We start from the raw sequence: 14,340 nt of genomic DNA on the forward strand, positions 1-14,340 counted from the left end.
GGGGAGATGGGGGAGATGGGGAAAACAAAAATATATATATTATTCCCGATTCCCGATTCCCGATTCCCTGTTCCCTGTTCCCTGTTCCCTATTTCACAAACAACAAACAACAAATCATCATTGTTAATTGTTAATTGTTAATTGTTAAATGTTAAATGATTTAATTATTCTTCTTCCATTTCTAGCAAGGTGGTGGTAATTGCCCCTAAAGCGAAAGCAAAGACGAGGGGGAGGGGACATTCTAAACTGTAACTGAGGAAAGACGCTGCGATCGCGCTAAACACCGTCCCAATAATCAACAGACATTCTTCCCGACACCATCCTTTCTGGGACTTAATCCGCTTTAACTCCTCTTGGGGGATAGGTTCAGGCATTACAGCATTGGGAGGAAACGCCCAATAATGTCCAGACCGTTCCCGAAATACTTCGGTCCATCCATAAGTGTCGCACCATTCTTGAATCCACTGTTGGCTGTAATGTCTCATGGGTCACTCGCAATCAACAACTAAAAGACTTTAGATTTATTTAAGAAACTATCAAGAGTGTTTATGTCTCCGTAAAGAGAATCCTAACAATGAAAATTTCCCCAGCAACAAAACGCACATCAAAGTTTACGTTTGAGGCGAAATCAAATTAAGTTATATTAATTTTTGATTTGTCAAGAGTATTTATACTTTTTTTCTTTGTGAACAAGGGAATAGGGAACGGGGAGTAGGGAACGGGGAATAGGGAACGGGGAACAGGGAACAGTAAACAGTACAGTAATGTTGTTTGTTCTGGGTTCTTTGTTCTCCCCCATCTCCCCATCTCCCCTATCCCCCCTATCTCCCGACTCCCGACTCCCGACTCCCATCTCCCCTTTGTGTCCTTTGTGTCTTTGTGGTTCAACCGTCAACTATCAACTATCCACTATCAACTCCCCCACTTCCGTCCCTTCACCCTGTCCTCTAAAATAACCTGTGGAAACGGAATGGGTTTTGAGTCAGTAGCGTTGCCCAAAAAAGTCCCTAATCGGGGTCTTGCGGGGCTAACCCGGTAAAATTAGCGGGGGCTGGCATTGTACACTGAAACTCACCCAACCGGGATTCAAACCATAGGGAGGATTGGAAGTTTGGCTACTCGCGTGATTTTGGTTCGTCATGGGCAAAGTACCTACAATGCCCAACAAAAAATTCAAGGCCGTTGTAATGAGTCCACGTTAACGGAGATCGGTCGCCAAGATGCCGATAAAGTGGGAGCGGCCTTAAAGGGAATCCCCTTTGATGTGTTTTATCACAGTCCCCTGCAACGGGCAGCACAGACGGCACAAATTATTCATGAACATTTCCCAGAAACTCCCAATCCCCAAGCGGTGGATAGTTTGATGGAGGTTGATCTTCCTCTCTGGGAAAAGTTAGGGAAAACGGAAGTCCGAGAAAAGTTTACAGAAGCCTACCAAAATTGGAAACAACGGCCCCATGAGTTTTTCATGGAATTGGAGAACGGCCAAAAACATTATCCGGTGTTGTCACTCTATGACCAAGCGAAGCAGTTTTGGCAAATGTTGTTATCTCAACACCAAGGTCAGACGGTGTTAGTGGTGGCGCATAATGGGATTAATCGCTGTTTGATCATGAGTGCGCTAGGGATGAACCCTAGTCGCTATCATACGATTCAACAGTCCAATTGTTGTATTAATGTTCTCAATTTTGCTGGAGGTTGGGGCGACTCGGTGCAATTAGAGTCTCTCAACCAAGTGGCCCACATGGGGTTAACCTTACCCCCACCGCGTCCTGCTCAAACCCCCCTCCGTTTGCTGTTGGTGCGTCACGGGGAAACCAATTGGAATCGGGAGTCCCGTTTTCAGGGGACGATGGATATTCCCTTGAATGAGAAGGGGCGAGAACAGGCGAGAAAGGCAGCCGAACATCTGAAAGGGGTTAAGATTGATTTTGGGATTACTAGCCCCATGTTGCGCCCGAAAGAGACGGCTGAGTTGATTTTAGAGCATCATTCCCAGGTGTCTTTAGAAACCCGCGATCGCTTGTTAGAAATTGGTCACGGCACATGGGAAGGGAAACTGGAAAGCGAAATTGAGGCCGCTTATCCCGGAATGCTCCAGCAATGGAAAACCGCCCCCGAAACCGTGCAAATGCCCGAAGGAGAGAACTTACAACAGGTTTGGGATCGCGCGATCGCCACTTGGCAAGAAATCGTCCAACAGTACAGTAACCCCCCCACCACCGACTCCCCCACCGGAATCGTCGTCGCCCATGATGCCATCAACAAAACCATCCTCTGCTGGTTACTAGGACTCGAACCCAAAGACATCTGGAAAATCAAACAAGGCAACGGGGCCATCAGCGTCATCGACTACCCCGACGGGTCCAACGGTTTACCCGTCCTACAAACCATCAATTTAACCGCCCATTTAGGCTTCGGAGTCATTGACAAAACCGCAGCCGGAGCGTTGTAGTTGATAGTGGTGAACAAGGGAACAGTCACCAGTCACCAGTTGTTATACGGAATCCGGTTTAATCAGAAGATTTAATGTCAATTACGAGCTAGAACTGTCAGGCTTTTCTCAACAAGGAATTAGTTCTGTAGTAATCGGATTCCGTATTACTCCCCATCTTCCCTATTTTCCCCATCTCCTCCATCTCCTCTATCTTCCCCGAAAGCCCTCTGCCCTCTGCCTCCTGCCTTCGGATGCTAATTACTGTTTACTGATTACTGAAAAGTCTTGATTCCTGACCACAGAACGCAGTACAGTCAGGGAACTGATCACTCGGTTTTTGCACCTTTTGTTAATTAATCCGCCGTCCATCGTCACAGTATAAAACTATGCTTTTTCCATCCCGAGCTAGTGGTATTCTTCTTCACCCCACCTCCTTACCAGGCCGTTTCGGAGTCGGAGACTTAGGGCAAGAAGCCTATCGGTTTGTTGATTTTCTCGTAGAAACCGGCCAACAAGTTTGGCAAGTCTTACCCCTAGGTCCGACTGGATACGGGAATTCGCCTTATTTATGTTATTCTGCCTTAGCCGGAAATCCCCTGTTAATTAACCTAGAATGGTTAGAAGCCGAGAATTTTTTATCGGCGGAAGACTTGGCTCGTTTACCGGAATTTGACCCCAACCGGGTGGACTACGATCGCGCGATGCAGGTCAAAATTCCCCTACTGCAAAAGGCCAGTTTGGCGTTTTTTGAAAAAGCAACCCCTGAACGTCGGGCCGCCTTTGAAAAGTTTTGTGAGGAACAGGCTTATTGGTTGGATGACTATGCCCTTTATATGGCGTTGAAAAATGCCCATCAGGGGGCTGCTTGGTATCAATGGAAAGATGAACTGACTAAGCGCGATCCTGCAACCCTAGATTTAGTGCGAGAACAACTCAGAGATGAGATTTTCTATCACAAATATGTCCAATCGGAATTTTTCCGCCAATGGTCAACTCTGAAAGACTATGCTAATGAGCATGGGGTTAAACTCTTTGGCGATATTCCCATTTATGTCGCCCATGATAGCGTTGATGTTTGGGCCCATCGGGATATCTTCTGCTTGGATCTCGAAACCGGACAACCGACCCAAATGGCGGGAGTCCCGCCGGATTATTTCAGTGAAACCGGGCAGTTATGGGGGAATCCCGTTTATAACTGGGAAAAACTACAAGCAACGAATTTTCAATGGTGGGTGCAACGGATTGAGGGAATGCTCAATTATGTGGACTTAATGCGCATTGACCATTTCCGGGGCTTTGCGGCCTATTGGGCAGTGCCGGGGGGGGAAACCGTCGCGGTGAAGGGGGAATGGATTGAAGCCCCTGGGGCCGAGTTTTTCAAGATTTTAAAGGAGGATTTGGGAGAGTTACCCATTGTGGCAGAAGATTTAGGGGTAATTACTCCGGATGTGGAGACATTACGGGATCAGTTTGGCTTTGCGGGCATGAAGGTGCTACATTTTGCCTTTGATTCGGGCCCTAGTAATCCCTTTTTAACCTTTAATCACCATGAGAATTGTGTGGTCTATACGGGGACCCACGATAATAATACGACGGTGGGCTGGTTTGAAGAACGGTCTCCGGAGGAGAAACAACGGGTTTTGAATTATTTTGGGGGAATGCCTCCCGAAGAAATTCACTGGGCGATGATGCGGATGGCTATGTCGTCGGTGGGGAAACAAGCGATTTTCCCGTTGCAGGATGTGTTAGGTTTACCGGCCAGTTGTCGGATGAATACGCCGAGTTTGACGGGAGAAAATTGGGATTGGCGGTATCAGTCGGAAATGCTGACTCCCGAAATCCGCGATCGCTTGAGAAGTCTCACGGAGTTATACAACCGGATGCCTCCTCCATCTAGTAATAATGGATAATGGATAATTGTTAATTGATAATTGTTCATTGTTCATTGTTCATTGAAAACGCGCCATAGCCTAGTAACAGGCCATGGCGCGACTTGAGTGAGGGGGAAATTTAAGAATGATTCTGAGATTGATTGCCGGGGGTTTCACGAGGGGGGCGATAGGTGACGGTTTCTACGGCCCCTCGGTTGCCTAATGGTTTCGCTTCTTCGTTATTAATGGCGATCACCACTCCACCCGCATTACCCGCTTGAACCGTGATTTGTTCTTGCGCTTTCCAAGTCCGTTTTTCTCCTTTTTTGAGGATGCCTTCATAGAGAATACTGCCATCAGAAACAACCCTTAGCCAACAATCCTCCTGTAACGTCATAGAAATCACCACTTGATCCGAAGCGGGTTCGGGATCATTCTCCGCCGTGACCGTCCCTGGATTGCCCCGGTCCACTGCTTCGATGGTTGAGGGGGCAGAGTCTTGGGGCGGCGTGGGGTCTTCCTCCGTTGGAGTTGGGGTTTCGGTTTCCTCAGTAGGACTACTCTGAGGCTGTCCAGCAAGCTGCATATTAGAACGTTGGACGAGGATTGATAACCCACTGACGGCGAAGATCACCACGAACACATAAACCCAATAGAAATGAAAGGGACGCTCTTGGGTCGAGTGGACGTGCTTCCATGATGGCTTAATTCCCTGTAAATTTTGATAATCGGGAAAAGCACTCGCAAAATCACTCCCATTGAGGTCTAGGGCATCCGCAAACTGCTTAATCAAGGCTCGCACATAAATGGGTTCAGGTAAGGTGTCCGCTTGGGCTTCCTCGATGGCCTTGAGTAAACGAAGCTGTATGCACGTTCTTTTGGCGACTTCCTCTAAGGACAGGCCGCGTTTCAAACGAATTTCACGCAGGTAAGATCCCAGTTCTTTGAGTTTTTCCCCTTGGTTGGCACTCAAGTTTTTTTTCTCGTTCATACAAGGCTCTCCGTGAGTCTACTGAAAAAATTAAGGGCGATCGGGTTCGTGGATAGGGATACAGTTAAAGGGAACAATGAGCAAAACAGTGGTCTATTTCGGCTGGGGACAGAAAACGATAGTCTCCACTACGAAGTTTGGGGTGAGGGGGTTCGTTTAAGTGCAGGGGGCCAATGGACAGGCGATGAAGCTGAAGGACGGGATGCCCCAGTTGTTCAGCAATTCGGCGAATTTGTCGATTTCTTCCTTCTTCCAAGGTAATGCGCAAGACAGTGTTTGGACCATGAGCAGATAAGATTTCAATTTGAGCAGGCAAAGTATATTTACCAGATAACTTTACACCCTGTCGCCATTGTTGTAGAAGTTCCTGGGAGGGATGACCCGCAACTCGGACTTGATAGGTTTTTGGCAGATGATACCGGGGGTGGGTGAGGGCAAGGGTTAATTGTCCATCATTGGTGAGTAAAATCGCTCCGGTGGAGTCGGCATCTAACCGCCCTACGGGGTGCAGTCCTTGTCCTTGACGGAGGTGGGGGGGCAAACAGTCGAGGACGGTGGTTCGCCCTTGGGGATCAGCGCAGGTGGAGACTACGCCGAGGGGCTTGTTCAGTAAGATGTAAACGAGGGAGGGGCGATTTTTGGGGGTGAGGGGTTGTCCATCGACTTGTAAGTGATCGGCTTGGGGGTCGGCTTTTTGTCCCAGTTGAACCACTTGGCCATTCAACTGGACCCGACCGGCTAAGATCATTTTCTCAGCTTGTCGGCGTGAGGCAATCCCCCATTGAGAGAGAATTTTTTGCACTCGTTCTGGCATTAATTCAGACCCTCCAGTGTGGCAAAGTTCGACAAAGGAATGGCAACCCGTGTACATTGTCTGAAATAGACTCTGTAGAAATATTACAGGATTCTTGTCTTTGTGTGGTGTTGCGTTGACCGATTCTGGGCAAATTTGGCAACTTCGGCAACTTGAAATGGGTTTTTGGGAGGAATGGGATTGATGGCGCGTTTTGCTCCACAACAGTTGATTAGTCAGATTTTGTCGCCTGCGGTGCAGTTTTGGCTGCGATCGCAAGTTGAGCAAGTGCAAGGGTTGCAAGTGGCAATTACGGGGAACAATCGACAGTTGCTGTCGGGGTATCTTCCCAAGATTACTGTAATGAGCGATCGCGCAATTTACCAAGGGCTACATTTGAGTGAGGCTACCCTAACAGGAGAAAATATTCGAGTGAACCTCGGCCAGGTGTTAAAAGGCCACACCCTACAGTTACTCGAAAGGGTTTCGGTTCATGGTCATGTCCTCCTTGAACAAGCTGATCTTCAGTCTTCCCTGACTGCCCCTTTATTAGTGCAGGGGATAAAAGATTTTCTCACAACTCTATTAATTCCTGAAGATCGGGAATTGCCCCAAGATTGGCAGATTGAGTGGCAGAAGGTGACGATAACTCCCGAAGGGCTAACTCTCAAGGGGAGTTTAGGGATTGGAGGAAAACCGAACCATCCTGTGGTCATTCACACCCAGTTAGGGTTAGCGAGTCCTCAAGAATTGCGTTTATCCTCGTTACATCTCGAAGCGGAGGGGTTGGGGACAACTCCAGAGGAGTATGTTCTTGATCTCGGCTCTCAGGTGCATTTAAGCGAGTTAATTCTCAGAAATGGCGCGATCGCCCTTCGCGGTGAGATAATGGTGATCCCGTGATGGGAGATGGGGGGGATGGGGAGGATGGGGGAGATGGGGGAGAACAAAGAACCAAGAACAAACAACATTACTGTTTACTGTTCCCTGTTCCCTTTTTCAAAAAGAACCAATAACAAAGAACAAACCAAAAAAATGACCAATAACGAGCAATATAAACAAAAAATGCAGCGTCGGAAGGCGGTTCAAGAGGAACGGTTGGCCGAGCGATCGCAGGAAAAAGGCTTAATTCTCGTGCATACCGGGAACGGGAAAGGGAAAACGACTGCCGCATTAGGCATGGTGATGCGTTCCTTGGGCCATGGGTATCGAGTGGCCATTGTGCAGTTTATTAAAGGGGCCTGGGAACCTGCCGAAAAAAATGTCCTGAGTCGTTTTAGTGACCAACTGGAATTTCGGGCCATGGGAGAAGGGTTTACTTGGGAAACTCAAGACCGCGATCGGGATACGGAAAAAGCCCAAGCCGCTTGGCAAACAGCCCTCGACTTCATCCGCAACCCTGACTATCGTTTAGTTCTCTTAGATGAAGTCAATGTGGCGTTAAAATTAGGCTATCTCACCCCAGAACAAGTCGTCGCCGGATTACAAGAAAAACCCCCAGAATCCCATGTTATTTTAACCGGGAGAGGTGCGCCCCCCGAACTCATTGAAGTGGCTGATCTCGTCACAGAAATGACCTTAGTGAAACATCCCTTCCGGGAGCAAAAAATTAAAGCTCAAGCGGGCATTGAATATTAACCATTACATTCCATCAGAAGCCCTAACTATACCGCTTGCGGTTGTTCATTGTAGCAGATACAGAAGGCTAAAGCCTTTAAGTGTCATTCATCCTTCGCTTTAAAATCGAAGGATGAATGACTGATTTTTCTGTAACACTGGTTCGGATTGAGCTTTGGTCATCCTGTTGGGTTGACCACTGGAATCTATAAATATTTATACAGGTTGCTAACCCGTAATTACGGAAAGCAAGCAAAAAAGTATGTGAATATACTTAAAAAATATTGTAGCTCCTAACCCTAGGGGAGAAAGTAAGAATGTAAGCGGGATCGCCATCAGTGAAAATACTGACATTGGCGCAAAAGAACGAATAACCCGCTTGTTCCCTTCAAGAGTATTCAGCTTTGATTATTTTTTTTTGAACAAAAAAAATAGTGGCATCAAAAAGATTAAATTCCCCTCAACAAAACTCTGACAAAGCTAACCTCCGTTCCGGGAGTTTCTCTGTTTCCTAATGAAACCCAACTTGCTAGAACCTTCATCTTGAACGGCTAAAAGGCTAGCATTGTAAGCATCAGCGAACAACTCACCCCTTAATCAGGAAGAATCAATCTAAGTCTTTTATAATTGCAAAAGTATAATTGCGACAGAGAGAGTGATCTTCACTCTCTCTGTGAAACCCATAAACGTCCTCTCAACGTCTATGATTAATTTAAAGCTGCGCTTACATATCGAAGGCAGTCCTGAACGGATAGTGAGCGTGGCTCAGGAAGAATTTATTGTGGGTCGTTTACCCGAATGTGACCTCTGTTTGCCCTATTCAGAAGTCTCCCGCCATCACAGTCGTTTTTTCCGGAATGAACAATACCAATGGTATGTGGAAGATTTAGGGAGTACCAATGGCACAATTGTCAATCAAGTTGTGATTCCAGGGGCCCATCCCCTGCAAGAAAATGACGTGATTCAGATTGGCAATGCGTTTATGGTGGTTTATATTTTGGATAGTGAACAAGGGAAAAATACCCTTGCCACCCCTAATTTAGAGAATCACACCATTTTACGCAATGCCGAAGAACTCAAGCAGCAATGGTTGAAAGCTGGGGTAGAGGAAGAAACGTATATTGCCCAACAGCGTACTATTGCGCGGCTTCAGTATTTAGTGGAAATTTCTAAACGCTTGAGTTCGGCAGAAACCATTGAGGCGATTTTTGAGAAAGTGCAAGCGATCGCATTTCAAGAACTCTCCTCCATCCAACGCTTGGCCCTCTTGGTGGATGTGGACCGCAATGGCAGTCTCAAACTGATCGATGCAGCGGCCCGGCCTCATCTCCCCAACCCCCTCGAAACCCGCAATCATGACTGGATCAGTCGCAGTATTTGTAAGAAAGTCTTTCACGATCAAGTCGCCATTCAAACCGTAGATGCGCAGGAAGATGAACGTTTTGAGGGGGAACACAGTATTCTCGCCAAAGGGATTCACGGGGCCTTGGCCGTTCCCCTCTGGGATAAAAACCAGGTGGTGGGGGTTCTCTATGCGGATGCAAGTTTACACCAGAAAAAACCGGAATCTCTCCATGATGAAGAAGATTTGAGCTTTTTCTCCACCATCGCCAACTTAGTGGCCTCTAGTGTGCAACGGTGGTTACTCACCCGTCAATTACAAGGGGAGGAACACATCCGCCAACAATTAGAACGGTATCATTCGCCCGCCGTGGTTCAGCAACTGATTGCGGTGGGTGCGTTGAATAATGGCCGTCTGCAACCGAAAGAAGCGGATTTGAGTATTATTTTTGCGGATATTGTCGGGTTTAGTGCCATGTCAGAACGGATGACTCCCACGCAAATTGCCCAATTACTGGATCGCTTTTTTGAGGAGATGTTGAAATATGTGTTTGCCTTGGGGGGGACGTTGGATAAATTTATTGGGGATTGTATTATGGCGTTTTTTGGCGCACCCGAACCTCAACCGGATCACGCAGATCGGGCAGTAAAGGTGGCCTTAGGGATGTTGAAGCGGTTGGATGAGTTAAACCGTCAAGGGACTTGGCCTGAACCCTTACAGTTACATATTGCCATTAATAGCGGGAAAGCGGTGGTTGGGGATGTGGGGAGTTCCCAACGGGTGGATTATACGGTGTTGGGGGGGACGGTGAATGTGGCGGCCCGGTTGGAAGGGATTTGTCCCCCTAGTGAATGTGTCATTTCAGAGGCCACGTTTAAACGTTTAAAAAAACGAGATGATTTTATTTTAATGGGGGAACGGCAATTAAAGGGGATTGACCGTCCGATTCAGGTTTATCAAACGAAGCGGCGGCATCGAATAATTGATAATTAGGGTCGGCTGAAAAAGTGTTTATTCGCTTGTGAGGTAAGGGAACAGGGAACAGGGAATAGGGAACAGGAAATCAGGTATATAGGGGTTTTTTAGTGTTCGTGTAAAACCCCATGGCGTTTTACACCTCATTTGAAAATGCTATATATTAGATCAAGATAACTCGACATCTTTTTTGGTCTGAAAAAACATCTGAAAAAACAAGGGAGTTTCCCCCCTTGTTTGGTTTTAATGCTCCTGAAAATGGAGCTTCAGATCATTTATTCTTTTATTCTTTGTAGGCATCCATGCCGACACAAGAACAAACTAAATTGCGGTCTCCGAAGGCATCATCAACTCGTCCAATGGGAGTCCAGTATTTATTGTCTTTTAACCAAGCAGCAGGATAGGCGGCAGTTTCTCGTGTATAAGGATGCGTCCAGTCCCCACAAATTAACGATTCTGCCGTGTGGGGTGCATTTTTCAAGGGATTATCTTCTGCGTCTAATTCCCCTTTCTCAATGGCTTCTGCTTCCTCCCGAATGGAAATCATGGCCTCACAGAAACGGTCTAATTCGGCCAAAGATTCACTTTCGGTGGGTTCTACCATCATAGTCCCAATCACGGGCCAAGACATGGTAGGCGCGTGGAAACCGTAGTCCATTAAACGTTTGGCAATGTCGCTGACATCAATACCCGCTTGTTTCCGCAAAGGACGGACATCAATAATACATTCGTGGGCCACTAAATTGGATTTGCCTTTAAATAAGATGGGATAGGCATTATCGAGGCGATGGGCGATATAATTGGCGTTGAGGATAGCCGCTTTACTGGCGTGGGTGAGTCCTTCGGCCCCCATCATGGCAATATACATCCAAGAGATGACCAGAATACTGGCACTTCCCCAAGGGGCTGCTGCGATCGCGCCAATACTTTCGTCTCCCCCCAACTCTATCACAGAATGTCCTGGCAAGAACGGCACTAAATGGTCAACCACCCCAATGGGGCCAACCCCAGGGCCACCCCCACCGTGAGGGATGCAGAAGGTTTTATGCAGGTTTAAATGACAAACATCGGCCCCGTAGTCCCCCGGACGACATAACCCCACCTGGGCATTCATATTAGCCCCATCTAAATAGACTTGGCCTCCGTGTTCGTGGATAATTTCACAAATATCCCGAATGGCCTCCTCAAATACCCCGTGAGTTGAGGGATATGTCACCATTAACGCGGCTAACTTCTCACTGTGTTTTTCAACTTTTTTCTGGAGGTCAGCAATATCAATATCCCCCTGTTTATCGCATTTCACCGACACCACTTTCATCCCACTCATTACCGCACTGGCGGGGTTTGTCCCGTGGGCCGACTCAGGGATTAAACAAATATTGCGATGGCCTTCCCCACGGTGTTCATGGTAAGCGCGAATAACTTGTAGTCCTGCATATTCCCCTTGGGACCCGGCATTGGGTTGCAAGGAAATACCCGCAAACCCGGTTAACTCCCCTAACCAGTCTTCTAACTGTTGAAAGAGGGTTTGATAGCCTTGGGTTTGGTCTAAGGGGGCGAAGGGGTGTATTTTACTAAACTCTGGCCAAGTGACGGGCATCATCTCGGCAGTGGCGTTGAGTTTCATGGTACATGACCCCAAGGGGATCATAGAATTAGTGAGAGAAAGGTCTTTATTCTCCAGTTGTTTTAAATACCGCAGTAGTTCCGTTTCCGACCGATGACAGTTAAAAACGGGGTCGGTGAGATAGTCACTCTGACGTTGCAGGGGAGGGGGTAAAATACCGAAGGGTTCGTCTTGTTCTAAGTCTTCGACGGTGAAGGGGAGTTCATCCCGATGACAGAATAATTGCCAGAGGGTTTGGATATCTTCTAGGGTTGTTGTCTCATCGAGGGAGATACAAACAAAACCAGGTTCAAGGAGACGTAAATTAATCCCTTGGTCTGTGGCTGCTTTGACTAGGGCTTTGGCCCCTGCTTCTCCGACTCCCACGCATACGGTGTCAAAAATGGGGGTACTGTCGATGGTGTAGTTGAGTCGTTTTAACCCTGCCGCGAGGAGGACGGCCAGTTGATGGATGTGACTGGCCATGGCTTTTAACCCTTCGGCCCCATGATACACCGCGTAGGTGGAGGCGATGACGGCGAGGAGGACTTGGGCGGTACAGATGTTACTGGTGGCTTTATCCCGGCGGATATGTTGTTCTCGGGTTTGTAGGGCTAACCGTAAGGCGGGTTTACCGTGTTTGTCTTTGGAGACTCCCACTAAGCGTCCGGGTATTTGCCGTTTATATTTCTCTTTGGTGGCAAAGTAGGCGGCGTGGGGGCCTCCATATCCCAAGGGTACGCCAAAGCGTTGGGTACTGCCGACGGCAATATCTGCGCCGAGTTCTCCTGGGGGGGTGAGGAGGGTTAAACTGAGGGGGTCGGCGGCTAGGGTGACTAATGCGCCGATTTTGTGGAATTGGGCGATAATGTCTCGATAGTCGTAGATGGCCCCGTGACTGGCGGGATATTGCAGTAACGCGCCAAAGACGGGGGTATTTTCACAGTTGAAGGTGTGATGGTCGCCAACGATAATTTCAATGCCGAGGGGTTTGGCCCGGGTTTGTAGGACTTCGATGGTTTGCGGGTGGCAGGTGTCGGAGACGAAGAATTTTTCGGCTTTATTTTTGCAGACTCCGTAACTCATACTCATGGCTTCGGCTGCTGCGGTGGCTTCATCGAGGAGGGAGGCGTTGGCTATTTCCATGCCTGTTAGGTCGATGACCATGGTTTGGTAGTTGAGGAGGGCTTCGAGGCGGCCTTGGGCTATTTCGGCTTGATAGGGGGTGTAGGCGGTGTACCAGCCGGGGTTTTCGAGGATGTTGCGCTGGATGACGGGGGGGGTGATGCAGTCATAATAGCCCATGCCGAGGAAGGAGCGATAGGGTTTGTTTTGTTGCGCGATCGCTTTTAATTGGCTTAGGGCTTCCGACTCACTCTGGGCGGGGGGTAAGTTGAGGGGGTGTTTGAGCCGAATCTGTTGGGGAACTGCGTGGTAGATCAGTTCGTCTAGGCTATTATAGCCCAAGACGGCCAGCATTTGCGTAATTTCTTGGTCGTCAATACCGATATGACGCTGGGCAAAACTTGCTGTAGCGTTTTGGGAGGTTTCACTACTGGTGGGGGCCCCTAATAGTAAGGGACTGGTTGGAGATGATGTTTTATTCTCTAGGTCTAGCATTCTTAATTTAGTGAGCTACAGGCAAAGATTTATTATCTATGTTGTAACAAATTGTTGCAAAAGCGAAGAGGTTGACGGATGCACGGACGTTAACCCAATTACGTTAACCCAATTACGTTAACCCAATTACGTTAACCCAATTACACCACGTTTTACAGGTCGCTAGTACATCACAGGATACCAGCAACGGTTCCGGGATGCGGGGTTGCTGGAATGTCCAGGACAGTTAAGTCCAGACTGGCAGAGGGCGTTTTTCCGTCTGCGTCCCCTTCTTTGGGCAGAACTCCGAGAGTCGCCTCATCTATTTTTAGGGACTGCCGGGGAGATTGTCTATCGGGGGTCGAGTAGTGGCAGTCAGGGACGACCGTTAATTTATTTTGCAGGTCAGCAATGGGATACTGTTAGGAATTATAGCAGAGATCGGGCGTTTTTGGACTGGGGAATTGGGGAGGATACGCCCATTTTAAATGTGGCCAGTCGGTTGTTTCCTTTACGTCCGAAGGATGGGGTCATTTTGGGGACGGTGGATGAGGGGTTTTTAGAGGAGTTTTTGGGGTTAATTGAAGGGGGGTTTCGGGTGTTGCGGGGCTATCCGAGTCGCTTGTGTGAGGTGGCGGGGTATTTACAGGGGAAACGGTTGCCTAGGTTGCAAGCGGTGATTTGTACGGGGGAGGTTTTATTTGCTTGGCAAATGGCGTTATTGGAGGCTACGTTTCAATGTCCAGTTATTAATAAATATGGGTGTCCTGAAGCCGGAGTGGCGGGGTTGAGTTGTTCGGCGGGGCGGTTACATTTACAGACGGAACGCTGTTTTTTTGAGGAGGTGGAGGGAGAGGTTTTGGTGACGGATTTGTATAATACGGTGATGCCGATTATTCGTTATCAATGGGGGGATGTTTTACAGTTGTATGATACGCCTTGTTTGTGTGGTCGGGAGGGGGTGACGGGTAACTATTCAGGGGGGGAATAGTGTAAACTGAGAGACATGGAAGAGAAGATCACGATAGGAGGGATAAAAATACCCAGCAAAGACTGGGAACAGACTCCTGTGAGCGTGAAAGAACTCATCAGACACCTAGAACAGAGAA

At 48.0% G+C, this 14,340-nt stretch carries 10 protein-coding genes; 6 read left to right on the forward strand and 4 right to left on the reverse strand.

The genetic code is table 11. From position 1 onward, the window contains the following. Positions 1-164: 164 nt before the first annotated feature. The gene (locus PN462_RS21225) at positions 165-485 is read right to left on the reverse strand and encodes a hypothetical protein (protein ID WP_272130844.1); all 321 of its coding nucleotides are present in this window, start codon (positions 483-485) and stop codon (positions 165-167) included. A 626-nt stretch (positions 486-1,111) separates the two neighbouring features. Between PN462_RS21225 and PN462_RS21230 the strand changes: the two genes are divergently transcribed. Together PN462_RS21230 and malQ are read left to right on the forward strand one after the other, a co-directional pair. Further along, positions 1,112-2,455: a histidine phosphatase family protein gene (locus tag PN462_RS21230; RefSeq protein ID WP_272130845.1), complete on the forward strand. Its 1,344-nt coding sequence runs from the start codon at positions 1,112-1,114 to the stop codon at positions 2,453-2,455. Positions 2,456-2,823: 368 nt separating this feature from the next. Beyond that, positions 2,824-4,347, forward strand: coding sequence for a 4-alpha-glucanotransferase (gene malQ / locus PN462_RS21235; RefSeq protein WP_272130846.1), 1,524 nt, complete (start codon positions 2,824-2,826; stop codon positions 4,345-4,347). Positions 4,348-4,447: 100 nt separating this feature from the next. On the opposite strand, the gene PN462_RS21240 is transcribed toward malQ, so the two are convergent. Both PN462_RS21240 and PN462_RS21245 read right to left on the reverse strand, forming a co-directional pair. Then, positions 4,448-5,299, reverse strand: a complete 852-nt coding sequence (locus PN462_RS21240) for a helix-turn-helix domain-containing protein (protein WP_272130847.1) — start codon at positions 5,297-5,299, stop codon at positions 4,448-4,450. Between the two features lie 64 nt (positions 5,300-5,363). After that, positions 5,364-6,113 (reverse strand): pseudouridine synthase, encoded by a 750-nt coding sequence (locus PN462_RS21245; RefSeq protein ID WP_443029248.1) that lies wholly within the window; start codon positions 6,111-6,113, stop codon positions 5,364-5,366. A 183-nt stretch (positions 6,114-6,296) separates the two neighbouring features. Between PN462_RS21245 and PN462_RS21250 the strand changes: the two genes are divergently transcribed. From PN462_RS21250 to PN462_RS21260, 3 genes are all read left to right on the forward strand, one after another. Further along, positions 6,297-6,995, forward strand: coding sequence for an LmeA family phospholipid-binding protein (locus tag PN462_RS21250; protein ID WP_272130849.1), 699 nt, complete (start codon positions 6,297-6,299; stop codon positions 6,993-6,995). Between the two features lie 132 nt (positions 6,996-7,127). Continuing rightward, entirely contained in the window at positions 7,128-7,730 is a 603-nt protein-coding gene (gene cobO / locus PN462_RS21255; protein WP_272130850.1) for a cob(I)yrinic acid a,c-diamide adenosyltransferase, read from the forward strand. 682 nt (positions 7,731-8,412) lie between these two features. Then, positions 8,413-10,044, forward strand: a complete 1,632-nt coding sequence (locus PN462_RS21260; protein ID WP_272130851.1) for an adenylate/guanylate cyclase domain-containing protein — start codon at positions 8,413-8,415, stop codon at positions 10,042-10,044. A gap of 265 nt (positions 10,045-10,309) precedes the next feature. Here PN462_RS21260 and gcvP read toward each other — a convergent pair whose 3' ends face one another. Further along, complete coding sequence (gene gcvP / locus PN462_RS21265; protein WP_272130853.1) at positions 10,310-13,252, reverse strand: aminomethyl-transferring glycine dehydrogenase; 2,943 nt, start codon at positions 13,250-13,252, stop codon at positions 10,310-10,312. A gap of 205 nt (positions 13,253-13,457) precedes the next feature. Between gcvP and PN462_RS21270 the strand changes: the two genes are divergently transcribed. Beyond that, entirely contained in the window at positions 13,458-14,222 is a 765-nt protein-coding gene (locus PN462_RS21270; RefSeq protein WP_272130854.1) for a hypothetical protein, read from the forward strand. The last annotated feature ends 118 nt before the right edge of the window (positions 14,223-14,340 follow it).

The sequence above is a fragment of the Spirulina sp. CS-785/01 genome (genome assembly GCF_028330525.1).
In the GTDB taxonomy this organism is placed as follows: Bacteria; Cyanobacteriota; Cyanobacteriia; order Cyanobacteriales; family Spirulinaceae; genus JAQMSD01.

What these genes read in the sequence shown, in the direction of transcription:
- PN462_RS21225 (WP_272130844.1), bottom strand. Translation starts at nt 485, where the DNA reads ATGAGACATTACAGCCAACAGTGGATTCAAGAATGGTGCGACACTTAT.
- malQ (WP_272130846.1), top strand. Translation starts at nt 2,824, where the DNA reads ATGCTTTTTCCATCCCGAGCTAGTGGTATTCTTCTTCACCCCACCTCC.
- PN462_RS21240 (WP_272130847.1), bottom strand. Translation starts at nt 5,299, where the DNA reads ATGAACGAGAAAAAAAACTTGAGTGCCAACCAAGGGGAAAAACTCAAA.
- PN462_RS21245 (WP_443029248.1), bottom strand. Translation starts at nt 6,113, where the DNA reads ATGCCAGAACGAGTGCAAAAAATTCTCTCTCAATGGGGGATTGCCTCA.
- PN462_RS21250 (WP_272130849.1), top strand. Translation starts at nt 6,297, where the DNA reads ATGGCGCGTTTTGCTCCACAACAGTTGATTAGTCAGATTTTGTCGCCT.
- cobO (WP_272130850.1), top strand. Translation starts at nt 7,128, where the DNA reads ATGACCAATAACGAGCAATATAAACAAAAAATGCAGCGTCGGAAGGCG.
- PN462_RS21260 (WP_272130851.1), top strand. Translation starts at nt 8,413, where the DNA reads ATGATTAATTTAAAGCTGCGCTTACATATCGAAGGCAGTCCTGAACGG.
- gcvP (WP_272130853.1), bottom strand. Translation starts at nt 13,252, where the DNA reads ATGCTAGACCTAGAGAATAAAACATCATCTCCAACCAGTCCCTTACTA.